The 19,266-nt window shown below is 61.2% G+C and carries 9 protein-coding genes; 6 read left to right on the plus strand and 3 right to left on the minus strand.

The features are described from left to right. The first annotated feature begins 196 nt into the window (after positions 1-196). From AC1DDH_RS16335 to AC1DDH_RS16355, 5 genes are all read left to right on the plus strand, one after another. Positions 197-1,405, plus strand: a complete 1,209-nt coding sequence (locus AC1DDH_RS16335) for a DUF6361 family protein (RefSeq protein WP_476955840.1) — start codon at positions 197-199, stop codon at positions 1,403-1,405. After that, complete coding sequence (locus AC1DDH_RS16340) at positions 1,398-3,275, plus strand: phospholipase D family protein (protein ID WP_476955841.1); 1,878 nt, start codon at positions 1,398-1,400, stop codon at positions 3,273-3,275. Before AC1DDH_RS16335 ends, AC1DDH_RS16340 begins: the two co-directional genes overlap by 8 nt. After that, positions 3,265-6,417, plus strand: a complete 3,153-nt coding sequence (locus tag AC1DDH_RS16345; RefSeq protein ID WP_476955842.1) for a DEAD/DEAH box helicase — start codon at positions 3,265-3,267, stop codon at positions 6,415-6,417. Before AC1DDH_RS16340 ends, AC1DDH_RS16345 begins: the two co-directional genes overlap by 11 nt. Before the next feature lie 155 nt (positions 6,418-6,572). Continuing rightward, complete coding sequence (locus AC1DDH_RS16350) at positions 6,573-9,980, plus strand: AAA domain-containing protein (RefSeq protein WP_476955843.1); 3,408 nt, start codon at positions 6,573-6,575, stop codon at positions 9,978-9,980. Then, positions 9,977-11,320: a phospholipase D-like domain-containing protein gene (locus tag AC1DDH_RS16355; protein ID WP_476955844.1), complete on the plus strand. Its 1,344-nt coding sequence runs from the start codon at positions 9,977-9,979 to the stop codon at positions 11,318-11,320. The genes AC1DDH_RS16350 and AC1DDH_RS16355 overlap by 4 nt, the downstream gene beginning before the upstream one ends. 680 nt (positions 11,321-12,000) lie before the next feature. Here the strand turns inward: AC1DDH_RS16355 and AC1DDH_RS16360 are convergent. The 3 genes from AC1DDH_RS16360 to AC1DDH_RS16370 form a co-directional block, all read right to left on the minus strand. Continuing rightward, positions 12,001-15,156: a DEAD/DEAH box helicase gene (locus AC1DDH_RS16360; protein ID WP_476955845.1), complete on the minus strand. Its 3,156-nt coding sequence runs from the start codon at positions 15,154-15,156 to the stop codon at positions 12,001-12,003. A 438-nt stretch (positions 15,157-15,594) separates the two neighbouring features. Continuing rightward, positions 15,595-16,158: an HNH endonuclease family protein gene (locus AC1DDH_RS16365; RefSeq protein ID WP_476955846.1), complete on the minus strand. Its 564-nt coding sequence runs from the start codon at positions 16,156-16,158 to the stop codon at positions 15,595-15,597. Positions 16,159-16,222: 64 nt separating this feature from the next. Continuing rightward, a complete protein-coding gene (locus AC1DDH_RS16370) occupies positions 16,223-17,725 on the minus strand; it encodes an AAA family ATPase (protein ID WP_476955847.1) in 1,503 nt (500 codons plus the stop codon). Positions 17,726-18,097: 372 nt separating this feature from the next. Between AC1DDH_RS16370 and AC1DDH_RS16375 the strand changes: the two genes are divergently transcribed. Next, positions 18,098-19,132 (plus strand): LacI family DNA-binding transcriptional regulator, encoded by a 1,035-nt coding sequence (locus AC1DDH_RS16375; RefSeq protein WP_476955848.1) that lies wholly within the window; start codon positions 18,098-18,100, stop codon positions 19,130-19,132. Positions 19,133-19,266: the final 134 nt, after the last annotated feature.

A 19,266-nucleotide genomic window follows, 5' to 3' on the forward strand; every position in this document is an offset into this window, starting at 1 on the left:
TGTAGTTTTCTCGCTGTTCGGATGCCAGTTTTACATAGTGTTGCAGGAACGCCGGACATTGATACTTGTGCCCGCGCCCATGGACTTGGCTGCCTGCCCAATTATGTCGCAGGCTGGGGGCACAATTGCGCTGTTGCGCTATCGTGCACAGCAGTACCCGTCGGCCAGATGCAGCAGAAGCGAGCCCCTCACCCACATGACATCCCTCATCTCTTGGCTCGACGCGTCCACCGAGGAAAACTCGAAGATGCGCGAGCTCGTGAAGCTCTTCGGCACGCCGGAAACCACCGATGACCTCGGCATGGGCCAGCTCCGAGACGCCATCAGCAACAGTCTCTTCCCGGGAACGTCCGTTCTGCATCTCGGTGCCCGCTACATGCTCCATGTCCCGTGGGCCTACCTCACTGCCCACAAAAGCACTCGCAACCCCGACGACTTGCGCAATCGGGCCGAGGAATCCGAGCGACAGCTGATCGGCCGCCTCAAGGAGCTCGGCGAAGAAAGCTACATCGGCCGCGACGCTGGCCGGAACGTCCAGCAGCTGCCCTCCGCCGCCTACTGGACCGCGCTGCGCCGCTACGGGATCGTGAATCCCGAAACAGACCGCTCCGCCGTTGCCCAGCTCATGTGCGCAGACGCCCCCTCGCCTGAAGACGGCGAAAACAACTACTCCGTCTGGAACCAGACTCTCCCCAAGCCTCCTGCCGGCTTCCCGCAGGCGGAGGACCGCGGGCTGATGCTGTCCCACGACGAGGCCCGCTGGCTCCAGGAACGCATCCTGACCACCTGCCCCGGCACCATGCTGGCCCACGTCGTCGGGTCTGAAGTCAGCCCCACCCCTGGACTCTGGGCTCCCTGGCTGGACCCGTCCTGCCGCAGCGCGGAGGGTGAACCCGCCCAGTGGCTCAACGACGCAGAGTCGTTCTCCTTCATCCACAACGGCGCCACGATCCTCTACCAGCACCTGCTCGCCGAGCGCTCGGCGTCCGTTTTCAACGCCGGTGAGGACACGCTGGAGTCCACGCAGGAACTCCTTGAATCGTGGGAGGACCAGCGGGGCAGCAAGCGCGAGCTCCTCGCAGGATGGGACGTGAACGGTTACCTCGACCGTGCCAAGGCGCTGAACCCCGGTATCAACGGCAACACCGCCGATTTCGCCCGGCAGATGGCCGAGGCAGCCCTGAGCCCCAGCAAACTGATCGACAACGCAGAATTTCGGGCCACCGTCGAAATCCGAGAGAAGCTCATGAAAAAGTCCAACTCGCGGTTCCGCAACGAACGCCGGCTCCGCGCCTGGCAGCCGCCGGCGCAGGTCGCGTCTCTGTCCTTCCGCTGGGCACAAGTGCGGCGAAACGTCCTGGATATCCACGCCGGGCTCGCGCTGGAAGGGCAGTCGAATGCTTGAGGCAGCAAACAGGCAGGCACTCACCCAGCAGCTGCGCCCGCCGGCAGGATTCCGGCTCTCCCACGCCGTGGGCACCACCTTCACCCTGGACATGACCAGCGCCCTGTCGGTACCGCTGAGCTTCATCGCGGGCTCCGGGGAAGAATTCACCAATCCGGTGGCGGTGCTCAGCGCCCTGCGCAAAGTCTCCGACCGCGTAGACATCTTCTGCCAGGCGGGCCACATCAAGGCGCCCTCGGACGCCTCGGACCTGCTCGCACTGCTGGAGCCGATGGTCCATCAGGTCAGCGTCCGGCGCGGGCTGTTCCACCCCAAGATCTGGCTCCTTGAATTCGAAAACGACACCGAGCGCCGCTACCGATTCCTGTGCAGCAGCCGCAACCTCACCACCGACGCCAGCTGGGACCTCCTCGTCCGGCTGGACGGCGAACCCGTTCACGATGCCGAGGGCGCCGGCCCGGACAGTGGACCCCTGGCACGCTTCATCGCCGGACTCCCCGCCCTCTGCACCGTGACGCCCGACGCCGGGCGGCTGGCTAGGGTGCGCGGACTCGCATCGCGCCTTGCGAACGTCCGCTGGGACCTACCTGAGGACATCCATCGGCTGGCATTCCGGCCTATGGGTATGGGCGAAGACTTCGAACAGGGTTCGATCGTGGCGCACCTCCGCGATCCGGAGAACTTCATCGCTCTCAATAACAAAACCGGGAAGGCCGCATTCCTGGGCTACGACAAACTGGTCATCTCGCCCTTCGTCGATGACAAACTCATCGGCCGGCTGCAGGACACGTGGACGCGGAACCTCTATGTCTATTCGCGCGACGATCAGCTGAGCCTTCTCCAGGAACAGACGGTTGCCGATACCCGCACGTCGTTCAAGGCCTTCGATGAGCTGGGCATTCCCGAATCGTCGCAGTCAGGGCAGAGCGATGTGGACGAGTCGGGGATCCAGCGCGTCGCCGACGGTCTCACCGGCCTGCACGCGAAGGCCTACTTCTGCGACTACGACCACTTCACCTACGCGCTCCTTGGCTCGGCCAACGCCACCGAAGCGGGCTTCACCAGGAATGTGGAGTTCCTGCTGGAAATGCGGGGAGCCAAGAAACGCCTGGGGGTGCAGCGCATCAGGGAAAGCCTCAAGGACGTGCCCTTCGCCGACTACTTGGGCACTGGCGGTGAAGCCCGCTCGGAGGAGGACGTGGCCGCCTTCCGGCTGGAGAATGCGCTGCGGGACGCGGCAGCGCAGAAGTTTCTCCTCGATGCCGTCCCCGACGGCGACGCGAACACGTTCACGGTGACCGTCACGCATGACTGGTCGCCCAATCCCGAGTTCCACGCGAAGCTTCGGCTCCTTTCGCTCCCCCAGCCAAGCGCCGTCGTCGAGTCCTCCGGCGGCCAGCACGAACACGTTTTCCACGCCATACCGCTGGCTGACGTGACCCCGTATCTGGTGCTCACGCTGGAGGACCCGGCGGCCGGGTTGTCCAAGAGCACCGTGATCCAGGGCAGTCTGCGCACCGATCCTGCGGGACGGCTGGATGAGATTATCGCCCGCCAGCTGGACGACCCCCAGAAGCTCCGGCAGTTCCTGCTGTTGTTCCTTACGCCGGAGGATGCCCTTCCGGGTTCCGGGACTGGCACTGGATGGTTCGCCGGATCCGGGTTCGGAGACGGCTCCACTGCGGGACTCTTCGAGGCGATGGTGGGCGCGATGGCAGGTCCGGACGCTGGCTCGGTCTTCCCTGATTTGAAGGTAGTGATGGACCGGCTGCTCGCCCTTCGAGGCGATGACCCGGAGATCCAGCAGCTGCACGCGCTCTGGACGGCAGCCACCGAAGCATTGGACATGGGGGGACTTCATGGGGTTTGATGCAACGCCCGCGCTGGACGGCCTGAGGGGCTTTCAGCGCCGGACCGTGGAACACGTCTTCAAGCGCCTCTATCTGGATGACCAGCCGGCGGACCGCTTCCTCGTCGCGGACGAAACCGGGCTGGGCAAGAGCATGGTGGCCCGCGGCGTCGTCGCGAAGGCGATCGAGCGGCTCGACCGGCCGGATTCCGGCGTGGACCGCATCGACGTCGTCTACGTCTGTTCCAATGCTGACCTGGCCAAGCAGAACATCGGGCGGCTGAACGTCACCGGGCAGAAGGACATCATCGAGTCGGGCCGGCTGACGCTGCTGCCTGCCGAGCTGGCCAAGCTCAATGCTCCGGCGGCGCCAGGAACACGGAAGCGGGTCAACTTCATCTCGCTGACGCCGGGCACGTCGTTCAACGTCGGCGGGGCAACCGGCCAGGCGCGAGAACGGGCTGTGCTGTTTCGGATCCTCGAACAGCTCGGAGTGATCACTACCGAACGCCGGGATGACGCGGTTGAGCTGTTGAGGGCGGGCGCTGGCGTTCCCGGATTCAGCTGGGAAATCAAACGCCTCACCGAACTGCATCCCGAAGGGTTCGTCACCTCGGTGTGTGACAAATTCAGACAGCTCGCCACGAAGAGCGGAAATTTCGCCGCTTTTGAAACGGCGATGAGCGACGCCTTGACCGCCGGAACTGACAATGTCCGGCTCCGCATGAGCGCCATCATCGGAGGGCTCCGTGGAGACCTCGCCCAGGCCGGATTGGACTGTCTGGAGCCTGATTTGATCATTCTGGACGAGTTCCAGCGCTTCCGCGATCTGCTTTACTCTCCCGGCACCGCGCCCGACGACGAGGATCCTGCAGCCGAGCTTGCGCGCCAGTTCCTGAACTACAAGGGCGCCAAACTAATCTTGCTCTCCGCCACGCCATACAAGGCGCACACCGGTGCGAACGAAGCAGACGGCGACGACCACGCCGCAGACTTCCGGCAGCTGCTGCGTTTCCTGAGCAGTGAGCGGCCGGGGTACATGGAAGGCCTCGAAGCCGATCTGGATGACCGGCGGACGCAGCTGCTGAAGCAGGTCTCTGACGATGCGCTGACCTTCCGCATCGAGGACAGCCTGAAACTGTTCATGAGCCGCACGGAGCGGCCACAGCTCGGCAAAGACGACATGCTGTCCGTGATCGAGATGGCACCAACGGATGTCCGGGCCGGGGACCTCACCAGCTACAAGTCCCTCACCGCCCTGTTCCGGGCCACGCGCACCGGCAACCCGATGGAATACTGGAAATCCGTGCCGATGTTCGCGCACTTCCTCACCGACTACAAGGTTGGCAGGATGCTGGACGGCAGGATCCACTGCGACCGCAAAGCCGTTGACCCGGTGCTGCCGGCCCTCGCGACCATCGACCCCAAGGCCTACCGCCGATACGGGGCAGTGGAGACCGACAATGCCAAGTTCCGGGCCGTGCGGGAACACACCGTCGGCCGGGGCTGGTGGAAACTGCTGTGGATGCCGCCGTCTCTCCCCTACGTAGAGCCTTCCGGCGCTTTCGCTGAGGTGGGTTCGGATCTCACGAAGCAGCTGGTCTTCTCCGCGTGGAACGCCGCCCCGACGGCGATCACCACAATGCTCTCCTACGAAGCCGAACGGCAGATCCTTGAGGGGTCGCCGCTGCACGGTGAAAACTCCGCCGAGGCCCGCAAGCGCTTTCGCGGCCGACTGCGGTTCCGCGTCCGCGACGGTGAGCCTCAGGCCATGTCCACGCTGGCTCTGTTCATCCCCCATTCTGCTCTGGCCGTTGCAGGTGATCCGCTTGAGAGTGCCTCATTGAGTGGTTCCGTGGTGCCCGGCGATGTTGTTCGGGCTGCCGCCGCAGCGGCTGGCACCGCGATGGTGGGCGGCGCCGTGGTCGACCCGGCCAGCCGACTCGGTGCCTGGGCGTCCTACTTCGCGGTGCCGGGCGCCCTGCCGGCAAAGTGGAAGAACAATGCCAAACTGGCCACGCGGGAGCTGCGTCAGTTGGACGAGTACACCCAGCAGCAGGGCAAAGCCTCGGACGGCGGCGACACCGAGCAGGAAGGTGGCTCCGAGGCCGGGCTCTATCTGGCACACGTTGATCGGATGCTGGGCGCCGTGGCCGGTGAGCCGGCGGGCTGGGAGGACGGGCTTGAGGACCTGGCCGTCAACTCCCCCGCCAACTGCCTCTACCGTGCCCTGAGGCGCGTGGTGCCCGACGACTTCGACGGCCCTGAGCTGTGGAAGTCCGCCGTGTTTGCCGCAAGCGGCCTGCGCACGCTCTTTAACCGGCTCGACGCCACAGAGCTGCTTGACAAGCTCTATCCCGAAGGCGACTACTGGCAGAAGGTCTTGCGCTACTGTGAAGCCGGAAACCTCCAGGCTGTGCTGGACGAGTACGTCTTCCAGCTTCGCAGCCAGCAGGCTCCTGGAGAGATCACCACCGAACAGCTGTGGGCGCTGGCCGATGACATCCGGCGCTCCTTGTCCCTCAAGCCGGCCCAGATGCTCGCCAAGTATCCCGACAAATCACACGACGACCTCCGCATGGGCGTCCGCTTCGCCGTGCGTTACAGCAACGCAAAGACGGACGACGGCGACAGCAACCGTATGCCCGACGTCCGCCGGGCCTTCAACAGCCCCTTCTGGCCGTTCGTGCTGGCGTCCACGTCGGTGGGTCAGGAAGGCATCGACTTCCACTGGTGGGCGCACTCGGTCATCCACTGGAACGTGCCCGGCAACCCCGTTGACTTCGAACAGCGCGAGGGGCGGGTACACCGGTATCTGGGGCATGCGGTGCGCAAGAATGTTGCCGACGCCCACGGCGCAGAGGTGCTGAAGCCCGGGGTGACGGACCCGTGGGAGACTCTGTTCGCCGTTGCCGCAGCAGACGTCGCGGCACACCCAGAAGATTCCAACACGGAGTTCGCCCCGCACTGGATCCATCCTGGAATTCACAAGATCCAGCGAAGGCTCCTAGACCACCCCTTGAGTCGCGACGTGCCCAGGACCAAGCAGATGCTGGTCGGCCTCGCGAAGTATCGGCTGACGCTGGGGCAGGCCCGACAGGATGACTTGCTGGGACTAATCAAGGATCGGACCGAGATCAAGCCTCTGGATTTACGTCCGTAAGCAAACAGGCTTCGACTGTGTGGCCGCACTCGGGCGAAACCGTAGTGCTACCGCTTTGCGATTTGGATTCCTACGATCAGGCGAATGGAAACCTAAATCGAATGAATACCTTTAGGCTTCTGCTAAGTTGTTTGGACTAAGTGGGGGGAGAGCACGTGCCAGATGTGGTAGGCAAGCACTACGTGTTAATTCAGGGGGACGCGCGATCAGGCGGGCTGTCCACTGTACGACGTGCCTTCGATTCTCGGGATGGCTCGGCCGTTGCGGTCAAATTCGTGTCTGGGCCGACCGACGAGCTCTCGCGCAAGGTCTTCGATCGAGAAGTAAGAGTGCTTCGCACTCTCACTCACACGAACATCGTCGGATTCCGCGAAGCTGGAATCGACGAATCTGGTGTCTATTATGTGGTCCTCGACTGGGTGGACAGGAACCTGAAAGATGTTTTGGACCAAGGACCCTGGGAATCATGGGACGCCCTTTACAAACAACTAGCCCGGCCCCTGCTCAGCGCAATGGCACACGCTCATCTGAAGCAGATCGAGCATAGAGACATCAAACCGCAAAACATTCTCATGTCCGAAACTGGTTCCCCACTTCTGGCGGACTTTGGCATCGCCAAGATACGCGGAGAAGAGCAGAAGAGTGAACTGACGGTGGCCGGGTTTAGGTCGGGCCCGTATGCTCCCCCCGAACGGGATTCGCCAGCGCCATACGTTCGCGATGTGTACTCGCTGGGAGTCCTATTAGTCCAGTGCTTATTTGCGGAGAAGATTCGAGATTTCTCCGACGTCGCCCCGGCTCTCGAATCCATCGATTTGCCACCAGACCTGCGGAAAGTTCTCGAGGCATGCATCAACCCTGACGCTCGTGAGCGCCCCCGTAACGCCTCTGAGCTAGCAGCATCGCTGGCAAGCGTCCACCGCGCGCGAATTTCGAGGAATCACCGCGACCGCAATCCCGTATGGCTGCGCCTGACGAATGCGGCCGCAGAGCAGCTTGTCGGAAGCAGTTCTGAGCGTGCCGCCGCCGGAGCCAAGCTCCAAGCTGATCTGAGTGGCGAGGTCTTTGGCTCGTTCCTATACGACAAAGAGTCCGGCGAATACACGCGAAACGTCATAATGCTCCTGGGAAATGAGTTCCGGTACACGCTTAAAATTGATGATGACGGCAGCGGATGCGTGGTTTCGGCGGCATCCCAGCCGGAATTCGAGGCGCTAGAGGGCCTGCGCCGGCGATCGTTCTCGCTTCCTCCTGCGTTCATGTGGACAGTCCGGGAACCTACGAGTCGTCAGCTTGCCCATGCTGGCCTGGGTGCCCTCCTCGGCGTGATAGACGCCCACATAGAAGCCAAACGTGAGTCGGAAGTCGTCGGCGGGAAACACGAAGGGGACGAGCTCTTTGATGTTTGGCTGCGCATTCTGGATACACGCGAGGCCCTCGCTCGCGGAGAACTGGACCCCCTCGCATACCTCTCATGGGAGTCCAGTGGAAAGCAGGCTACTTTCAAGTTGTCAGTCCCCTGCGAACTCGACTTGATCGGTAGCGAGTGGCAGGTCCAGGAACCACGTACCGGGCGGAAGTTCGGATGGGGAGAGGTCATCGACCAGAACGGCGAGACCCTGACTCTTCTGGGAGAGCGCCTCCGCAGTCTTCCAGCCACCGCATCTCTATTCCCACATATCGGTCCATCCGAAATTTCGATTGCGCGTCAGCGTGATGCAGTGTCGGCTGTGAAGGCGGGCACCACGCCGAGAGCTGACTTACGAGACATACTTCTGGATCCGTCAAAATCCGCAGAGCCGAATCCGGCGGTAGTTACTGATTGGGGAATGGACCTCGACACCAGCAAGCGCGAGGCAGTCGAACTAGCGCTTGGCTCCACAGACGTGCTCCTCGTGCAAGGCCCTCCCGGAACTGGGAAAACAAGCTTCATCGCTGAGACTGTGGCACAACACCTACTCGCAAATCCGAAAGCTCGCATACTAATTGCATCTCAAACCCACGTAGCGGTAGACAACGCGCTAGAACGCCTAGACCGCCTAGGAATCGCCGGACTCGTCCGTTTGGCGGGGCTCGACGAAAGTCGCGTGGACCCGGCAGTCAGGCATCTTCTCCTAGATGCACAGACTAAGCGATGGGCACGCGGTGTTCGCGCAAAAGCAGAAGCCAGCGTGGAAGCGCAGGCACGGTCGCTGGGGGTGTCAGCGGATCACCTCCTAGCGGCTCTTACATTGCAGCAATTAGCGTCCGTGTGCCAAGAGCTAGAAGCCGTTCGGCTACACATAGATAGTGCCGCCAGTCAGGTCTCGACGCCCTCGGAGCTATCTACAGCGCTTGATGCCGCCACTCCGTCCGCTGGCTTGCAAGATCGGGTAGATAGTCTGACGGACTTCCGGACTGAGCTAGCGAACAAGGCTCAGTCGATGCTCGCCGGTGATCTCACCATACATACGGACATAGGAACCAATGAGGCTCTCTCGGCCATTGAGGTTCTACTTGGCGAAAGCGCCGATGCCAAGGTACTGCTAAAACGGCTCGAGGTGCAGGCAGAGTGGCTGCAGCGTATAGCGTCGGACAAGAGCTTGGCCGCCGTGTACCTAGAGACGACAAACGTTGTGGCTGGGACTTGTACAGGCTTCCTTCGCAATCCAGCCGTGAAGCTACTTGACTTTGACTTGTGCATCGTGGACGAAGCGTCTAAAGCAACTTTGACAGAGGCACTCGTGCCGATGTCGCGCGCCAAGAAGTGGATACTTGTTGGCGATACGCACCAGCTACCGCCCACGGACGAAGACCTATTGCGTTCCGGAGACCTCCTGCGGGAGCATGACGTTAGCGAAACTGACGTCGTGCAGACGCTGTTCCAACGGATGGCGGACCTCCTCCCCGAACATTCGAAGAGAATGCTCAGGGAGCAATACCGCATGGTGCGTCCCATTGGGGACTTGATATCCACCTGTTTTTATGATGGTCAGCTAAAGTCCCCGCGAACTGGAGGGCTTCCAGGCTATGAGCTAGTTTTCGGCCGTTGTGTCACGTGGCTGGACACGGGTCCCCTGGGCGAACGCCGCCGAGAATCCGCGCCGGGCGGGGCAACGACGAGCTACGCGAACCGGGCAGAAGCTGGGCTGATCGTGACTGAGCTACAGATATTGCAGCGAGCTATCGACTCCGAGCTTATTCGACCGGAAACGAAGGAAAAGCGGGTCGAAGTTCTCGTAGTCGCACCTTACAGAAGCCAGGTTGACGAAATAACGCGAAGATTGGCCAGGACAACTTTCAATAACCTTGATGTTACGGTCATGTCCGTGGACTCTGTCCAGGGACGAGAAGCAGACATCGTCTTCGTTTCACTTACTCGCAGCAACGCTGAAGGAAAGATGGGCTTTTTGGGGCCCGACTACTGGCGCAGGATCAACGTAGCCCTTTCGCGTGCCCGCTTCGGTTTGACGATCGTAGGTGATGCGGCTTTCATCCGGGGAACGAACGGGGCGCTGCGGTCGGTACTGGACTACGTCAAAGATCACGGTGACGACTGCCAAGTAAGGGGCTGCCAGCCATGACCGATGTTCGCCTTCTGCACCGCCGCTTCGGGGATGCGCGGCCCGGCTTGCAGTTGCTCGCTATTGAAGACGCTGCAATACCTGTCACGATTGTCCAAGCGGACGTACTGGCTCAAGAACGTAAACCCCTCCCGATAATGGAAGAGTTTGTGCTCAGATTTGTCGCGGCAGGCATTGACAACGGTCCAGACGTGGCGAGCATGCTAGGTATAGCTTTGGACCAGGTGTTGGAAGCCGCTGCTATCCAGGTGAGCGAAAACAACCTCAGCAGACGTGGAGGACCCGGTCATCTGTCGCTCACGGTACAGGGTGCTGAGGTGGTCCGCGATCTCGCAGCAACACAGCCCGTCCTTAAACAGCTCCCCGTAGTTTTTGACCGGCTCGTTTGGCGTCTCGTCGACTACACCAGAAACGGCCTGATGACCAAGAAGGATGCTCAGGAGCAGGGTTTGCAGATCCTACCCGCAGCCCAGAAAGCTCGCATCGGACTGTCCGACGTAACGGCAGAACAATTCAACGCCCTCCTAACTGCCAGGGATGGCCGGGAGAAATCCGTCGAGATTCTGCGAGTTCGTAAGGTCTCACCCAACACGCATAGATACCTGCCGGCCAAACTGCTCATATATGGGGATGAGGCGCGCGCAGAACTAGAATTGGCCATCTGCATCGATGGCGAGATGCGGACCGACCATGGCCTGGCGCTGGACGGCATGGACGCGGTGAAGCGACTGGGGCTCTCGTTCGGCCCCCCAGAAGCGCGACCAATTCTTGATGAGCAGTTGGAACAACAACGCGTCGACCAGTTAACGGCGGATCGTCATTCGACTGGGCATGACCTGGCCGACGTCATCGTAGATCCCACCGCTGATGAGCCGCTGGTTCGTAGTGTCGGCGTCTATGAACACGCAGCCCTCCTGGCCGAGGCCCTTGACGGCGCCAAGAATCGTCTTCTCATCATCTCCCCCTGGGTGCGTTCGGCCGTCGTTACGACGGACTTCATCGCGAAATTGGAACGCCGCCTTCGCGCCGGCACCGAGGTCACAATTGCCCATGGCTATGGAAACGACGATTCCGGGTCAGATGCGTACGCGCTGAAGCGGCTGGAGAACCTTGCCGCCCGCTATCGAAAGCACTTCACGCTGGCACGCCTGCGGAATACCCACGCCAAAATCCTAATTTCCGATGCCGTGTGGGTGAGCACCAGCTTCAACTGGTTGTCTTTCAGAGGAGATTCTGACCGGACCTACCGGATGGAGGAGGGGACGATGGTACGAATCCCGCAACAAGTGAACGAAGCCTATGCGCGCTATCGCGAGCTCGTTGCTGAACAAAAATTGTAGGATTCACGAAAAGAGCAACTTACGGCGCTGCTGTTGCCAGGGGGGGTCTAGTCGACCGTCTGGGGTGTCTAGACAAACGCCCTGGGGGCTTTTCCCCGTAGAGTGTCCCGTTTCGGAGCATCGCATGGATGAAGTCGCAACGACGGCGGGCCATCCAGATGACGGCGGCGTTGTGCTTCATATCTTTGGCGCGTTTTCGGTCGTTGTAGGTCTTGGAGACGGGTCGTGCCAGAAGGCGCACCTGACGGTTCGAAACAGGGCGTCATTGAGTTGTTCGTTGCCGGAACGGGCCGGGAACTCCCTGCGGATGGACGTTTCGCACCGCCGGGACGCGGGCGTAGTGCCGGCGTAATGTCGAGGTGGCCGGCGGTGCGGAAGCTGCGTGCATCGCGGATGGTCAGGAGTGTCGTCACGGCGGTCTTGATGCCGACTCCCGGCATAGACATCTGGACCCTGGGGAAGAGGGAAGTCGTCCAGGAGCTTGTCGACTTCGGCGGCCATGATGGCCGGCCAGTGTTTGCGTTCCTTGATTTGTCCTGCGACTCGCGGATTGACCAAATCCATGGAGTGTCCCGACTACGGTTACCGTCTGCTCGCCAAGGTCTCTGAAGGCGCCGTCGATGAGCACGCATGAGGCTTTGCGGCTGTGGCTCCTGACTCAGCCCAGCACCTTGGTGCGGCTACCGTGCCACCGCTGCAGCCATCGCAAACACATCCGCCGGCATCGGCCGGTGCAGCTTCCAGGTGATCGCAATCGGCTTCTCGCCTATGTGCTGGACGTAGTCCACCTGGCCGAGGCACGTGTAGGGAACGGTCAGGCCGGTCTCATCTTCTGAAGTATCGCGGGTGAAGATCAAGATCTTAGACCCATGCGCAATCCGGTTCAGGTACCGCTTCCCGGTCGGGCTTCCGGGTGACGTCGCGTTCTGTGATTCCCAGTGGAACAGCTCCGGGCTGATCGCGTAGTCCTTGTACATCGTGGTCGCCGAGTGTTTCTTGTCATCTTTGTTCAGCGTGACGAAGAAAGCGTCAGTGGACGTCGCCGGGCACCAGGCCACGCCCTCGCGGTGCTGCACGTTCTTGCCGAGCTCCAGCGAACCGTATTGCAGCGCGGCCAGGATCTCCTCGCGCCGGTAGGTAGCGTGCGAGAGCAGCGGAACGTGCTGCAGCCCCGCGCCGAGCCCCTTGGCGGCATGCCTGGACGCTGCCACGCCGAGCTTCACGACCTGTTGGATCTCGCTGCAGACAAACTGATAGCCGCGCAGGTAGTCCAGGCCGGCGTCGTACGACTGGAACCCGCCGCCGTCGTCCCAGAGCGTGTAGAACAGCATGCGGGCGAAAGTCTGCTCCCGCATGCCGAGCTCCTGATACCGGGGTGCGTCGGCGCCGACGAGCATCGTGTAGGCCTCGGCGCGTTCCGGGTCGTCCACGTGGATCAGCGCAGCCATGCGGCCGAGGAGCTTCTTCTCGTCAGCGTCCGACAGGTCCTGAATCCTGTCGCTGAGGACGGTCTCCAGCGGCGAGTATCCGTCGATCAGCCCGGCCTGGCGAAGGTAGCCGGTCCACGAATCCTTGGTCGAACGGTAGATCGACTTCACGTCGTTCCCGGACCGCTCCAGATAAGCCTCCAGCTCGGTCTCCGCGTACGAGGCGATGTCCCGGACGAGCTGCGCTCGGTTGAACCGCAGCTGCGCCTTGATGTTGTCCAGCACTACCTGCTGCGCCACCCGGTCAAGCACGATCTGCGAGCCCGACGGCAAGTACGGGAACTCGTCTTCGACAGCCTTCTCCAGTTCCTTGCGCCCATAGCCGGTCAGTGCCCGGTAGCGCAGATCGAAGCGGAACTCACGCCGCTGCTGGCCGATGAAGTCCATGACCGTCAGCACCGCCTTGCCGTCGGCACGGCGGAGCCCGCGCCCCAGCTGCTGGAGGAAGATCGTGGCGCTTTGCGTGGGCCGGAGCATCAGGATGGTGTCCACCTGCGGCATATCCAGACCTTCGTTGAAGAGGTCGACGGCAAAGATGCAGTTGATCTCCCGTGAGCGGAGCCGCCCCAGCGCGGCCGCGCGGTCGGCGTCGTCGGTGCTCCCGTTGACCGCAACGGAGGCGATCCCGGCGCGGTTGAAGACCTCCGCCATGTAGTGGGCGTGCTGGACCGAGACGCAGAAGCCAATGGCCCGCATCTCCTCCGTGCTGGTGACCTTGTCGCGCAGTTCGCGGATCACCTTGGCGGCGCGGGCGTCGTTGCCGGTGTAGAGGTTGTTCAGCTGCTCAGCGTCGTAGTTGCCGCGTTTCCACTCCAGCTTGCTGAGATCGACGTCGTCCGAGACGCCGAAGTAGTGGAACGGCACCAGCAGATCCGCGTCCAAGGCGTCCCAGAGGCGCAGTTCACTGGCAGTCCGCCCGTCAAAGAACTGCTTGGCGACGTCGACGCCGTCGCCGCGTTCCGGCGTCGCGGTCAGTCCCAGGAGCTGCTGCGGCTGCAGGTGGTCCAGCAGCCGGCGGTAGGTGGGCGCCATGGCGTGGTGGAATTCATCGATAACGACGACGTCGAAGAAGTCCGGTGCCAGCTGTTCAATGCCGAGGGATGACAGCGACTGGACGGAGGCGAAGATGTGCTTCCACTGCCCGGGTTTGTGTTCCCCGACATAGAGTTCGCCGAAGGCGCCGTCCTGCATGACGTCACGGTAGGTGCGCATGGCCTGTTTCAGGATTTCCTGGCGGTGGGCGACAAAGAGCAACTTCAGATCACGGCCGGCCGCCTCACACAGGCGTTTGTAGTCCAGGGCTGCGATGACGGTCTTTCCGGTACCTGTCGCTGCGACCACGAGGTTGTGGTCGAAACCCTTGAGCCGCTCTGCCTCCAGGTCTTCAAGCATCTCCTCCTGGTGGAGGAACGGCTGGACCTCGAGTCCGGTGGCTGCCCCGGGGATCGCCGTCCGCCGGCCGCCGTTGCGTTCCAGGGCGGCGTCCAGCTTTTCGCCGTCGCGTTCCGGATCGTAGCTTTGGAAGGCGCGCTGCGCCCAGTAGCTGTCGAAGGTGACCTCGAACTTCTGCAGCAGCGCGGGCGTGCCGACGGAGCTGAGCCGGACGTTCCATTCGAGGCCATCGAGGAGGGCCGCTTGGCTGAGATTTGAGCTTCCGACGTAGGCGGTGTCGAATCCTGAGTTCCGGCGGAACAGCCAGGCCTTGGCGTGCAGACGCGTGGCCTGGGTTTCGTAGCTGATCTTCACCTCGGCGCCGTAGCGGGTCACGAGTTCGTCGATGGCGCGGCGTTCTGTGGCGCCCATGTAAGTCGTGGTGATGACGCGGAGTTTGGCGCCGCGTTCCTTAAGCTCCGCAAGCGCCGGGTGGAGCAGACGGAGGCCGGTCCAGCGGACGAAGGCGCAGAGGAGATCTACGGTGTTGGCGGACTCGATCTCGGTCCGGAGCTCCGCGGCAAGGTTCGGATCGTCCTTGCTGTTGGTGAGGAGCGCGGAATCACTCAGCTTTGTGGTGGGGCGGCGGAGGTTGCGGCGCTTGAGCGTGTCCGGTCGATGGAGTGACTGGAGCTGGGTGGGACCGGCGGCGATACGGTCGCTGTGCTGCAGCTCTTGGAGGAGCTTGTTTGCGAGGGCGACGCGCTCCGTTGGCTTGGCTGCGGCGAGTGCCCGCCGCACGGCGTCAGTGACGTGGCGAGAGAGGATGTCTGGAGAGTCTTCGTCTTCGACTTCCGCGAATATGGGGCGCAACCCTGAATCAGCGTTCAGGCGATTGCCGAGCCTATCCGTGTTGAGAAGCTCGTACAAGCCCTCGTGCAGCTGCTCCGCCGCCCCTCCCCCAGTTATGTTAGTCACTGCGCCAGGCTATTCGGTGCCGGCGACAATGACGAATAACCGGGGAGGTTACGACTCAATGGAATCCAGCTTGACTGTTCTTCACGGTGCGATTGTCTAGGTCCGCCGAGTTCTAGCCGAAGAAGTGGCGCATATCTCGGATATTGGCTGATGACGCTCATTGCCGATGGCAGTCATCGCCACCAACCGAGGCCACAGCGCAACTGGCTCCTGCCCATCGCGCTCAACCGCCAGCGCGGCACCCAGGACCTCGGCGGAGCACACGACTACGCGCTCGGAGTGCTGTCACCGTCATTTTGTAAGCTCCCCAACTACCGTGTCATCTGGGACGGAAGTCCTGCCCTCGGCAACGCCAGATCCGCGGTAACTTAACGGCGGAGCCGGCCCTCATCCTGCGGTTGATCGGCATTCGCGCGCGTTCCTGCTTACTACATAAGGCTAGGCGTGGCGTCCGCCTAGACCCGAGACTGCGTCTGCGACCAGTTTCTGGTCTTTCTCGCTTAACAGACGAGTTAGGCGCTGAATGTTTGCCTCTTCTGCCCGCCGAACGGTCATTGATGGCGAATCTAGTTGCAACTTGTCGATAGTCCAACGCCCTTTGTCACTTTTACCGACGATTATGATGCCAATTCCATCTTCAAAGTCTTCAAAAACAATATGGTCTTCAATAGCATCTTCTAGATACGGGTGGACAAGCCAAAATTCGGACGCCTCATATGGGTCACGGCCAACCTGAACGGTATCCAGGTCTTTCTTCACCTCAGTATTGCAGAAATCACATACAAGGACCAGGTTAAGTGGATGATACGTCCACTGACCGTAAATTGACTTAGGGGCAATGTGATCCCGATGGACCGAACGCCGCCCCTCTTTACCAAGCAACAGGGAGCACCAAGCACATCGGCCTTCTTGGAGGAGAAGTCCCTCCTTCTTAAGCTGCTTCTTGAATTGCTTCACTTCGTTTACTTGTGACTTCCAGGACTTGGATCCGAGCTCATCCATCAGACTCTGCGTCCTCTGCAGGACCGCTGCCGAGTACTTTGGATGGCCTGTAATTTTCCGCATTTTAGCTCACCGCCTGAAGCTTCTTACGGATACCTGTGAGAATCAGGCTGAAGGCTTGGTTATCCTCTGCCTCAAGAACTTTCAATCGATTGTATATTTTCGAAAGCCTCGCTATATCTGTCTCTTTTACGCCGGATACCATTTGGAGGGCGTTGAGAAGATCAGTCTCGACATATATGTTGCCGACAGTTCCCATCCCGAACGCGCGGTAGAGAATATTTTCAGGGGACCTTCCGTAGACCTCCCCGTCAAAGTCCTCGAGCACTTTACTCCCCACATTCGAAACCATTAAGGCCATGCCGTCATCTGAAACATCTGAAACCATAAAATGAGAATGCGTTGCCAATATTATGTGGCATGGGACGTCAGTCGGAAGACTCTCCAACAGCATAGGAATAAAGCGCATTTGCCAGTTAGGGTGCAGACTGACTTCCGGTTCGTCGATCATGACTACTGAATTCGGGCGAAGTTCAGATAAAATTCGGGATACGGTTCCAAGAATCTGTTGTTCGCCTGAACTCAACTGTGCGAACGGCAGAATTTGTTCTCCCCTGGAAAGTTGGAGCGAAACTTCACTAATCAGGAGCTTTCTCTTCGCCAAATTTAGAGCAGTGAGAAACTCCTCGTTGGAGCCGCTCCAGTCTTCAAGCCCGGGCGAAAACCTAATCAGCCGCTTCTTGTCAACGGGAGTCGCGGCGGCGCGCTGCTTCAGGAACTGAAAAAATGGGTATAGAACCAAGGATTCCGACTCAAATTCTGCTTCCGTACTAGGTGGACGCACGCTGCCTCGCCGCTTCGCTTCCCGATGCCGGAGTTCGGCCATTAGATCATCGAAATTTTCGGCGTCGAGCAACGCAAAATCTGAAATTCTCAACCTCAGAGATATCCACATATTCCGATCAAGAGTCATTAGGGATAGCCAGTTCGGCATACTTGATTGGAAAAAGTCTTGTCGATATGCCCGAATTACACTGCCTATGACGTGGGTCTCGAGGGCACCTGTCGTTGTTAGGTTCGTTGCCTGCCTGAGTCCTAGATAGTGATAGAAGTTATCGCCACCATCTGCGGCCTCAAATCTAAAGCGGTCCCAGGGTAGGTGAGCTACGGCCAGCATCCGGGAAGGGAAAGGAATGTCCTCGAGGGGCCTCCTCTCGCCATCAACCCACGCCAGCACCTCCTCGTGGCGACGTTCTACCCGAACATGCAAGCCGCTTTGTGTGAACTCCACCTCGGCACTGCTCACATGGTTTGCCCACGCACGAAGATTCCTAACATGTTTTTCGGGCTCTCGCCCCTCCCGCAGCTGCCATAGAATTTCGAATTCGTTGGCTATCGATGCCAGAGCACGACTCTTACCCGACCCGTTTGGGCCGATAACTACGGTGACTTTCGCGCCTTGGTTCCCACTCCTGAGCTGAGGCATGTCGACCTCAACTTCGTCGGTGTGAAAAGACGTCAGGGCAAAACCCGCTGTTTCGGATTTATGGCTACTCGGTTGGATCATTGCACACTTCTCCTCAGACTATGGACGATAGTAATCCACGTTCTCATTCCGCGTTTGGAAGCAACGCCCACCGATGAAGCCAATGATCCAGGGAAGGGGCCCCATGGATGCGACGACGGATCTGTGACTGTTCGCACCGAGGGCGGCGCGGTCGAGCGCTGAACATTTAGACGAGATTCAACCCTGCATCGGGCGTCGAACCGAAGCTCTCGGGCCCGGCACCCGCCCCCGTTTACGAAACGCAACGCTATCCCGCCACCACCCCTTACGGTTGATCCTGCATCTAACGAAACCGTTTACGTAAACCGTTTGCGCAACTTCAGCGCGAGCCGTTCACGCAGCACCCGCAGACACCCTCAGGGAGGAAGAACAGTGGTCACCATCCGCGATGTCGCCAAGCACGCCGGCGTCTCCCCGGCCACCGTTTCCCTGGTTGTCAACGGACTCGTGGGCTACTCCGATGAAACAAGGGAGCGCGTTGAGACTGCGGTCAAGAGTCTCAGCTACGAAACGGACTACCTCGCCCGCGGCCTCAAAACACGGCAGACGTCCGTGATCGGGCTCCTCGCCCCCATGGTCTCCGACGCCCTGGCCTCCCAGGTCATGCAGGGCGTGGAGGAGGAAGCGCAGGAACGCGGCTACGCCGTGATGCTCGGCCGCACCGGCGCCAAATCCGCCTACATCGCCGGCTACCTGAGGACGCTGCGCACCTACCGGGCCGCCGGCGTCATCCTCATCTCCGCGGTGATCACGCTGGAGACCAGGCAGCTGCTGGGGCCCAACGTCCCCATCATCTCCGTCGCCATCAGTGACAAGTCGGGCTCGCCCAGCGTGGCCATCGACGACGAGCAGGCAGCCTACGACGCCACCCGTCACCTGCTCCGGCTCGGCCACCGGCGCATCGGTCTGCTGACCGGCGACCCGGCGTCGGTCTACGTCGCCCAGCCCCGGAAGCGCGGCTACCTCCGCGCCATGACCGAAGCCGGCTGCACCCCGGTCACCGCCACCGGCAGCTTCTTCTACGAAAGCGGCGCCGCCGGAACGGACGAACTGCTGCAGCAGGAACCCGGCCTCACCGCGATCTTCGCGATGAGCGATGAGATGGGCGCCGCCGTCGTCAATGAACTGCAGCGGCGCGGCCTCCGGGTGCCGGAGGACGTCTCCGTCCTGGGCTTCGACAACACTTCCACCTCCCTGCACGTGAACCCGCCGCTGAGCACCATGGCGCAGCCGCTCGAGGAGATGGGACGGATGGCCGTGAAAAAGCTGCTCCGCTCCCGCGACCTGGGGCCGAAGATCATGCCGCACCGGCTGATCGAGCGCGGCTCCACCGCGCCGCCCAAGCCGGTTCCACAGAACTCGGCCGCGCCCGGCGAACAAGCCGGCGAACAAGTCCCAGTCAGCTAGCCAACACCCTCAAACTCCACCACCCCCGGCGGCAGCCGGCACTCCCCCGTGCCACAAACCAGCCAGCCGCCGCGATTCCGCATGCACCAAACCACCCGCACCACCCGATTCGCACCACACAGAAAACAAGGAGC

The sequence above is a fragment of the Arthrobacter sp. 10T425 genome (assembly GCF_056393985.1).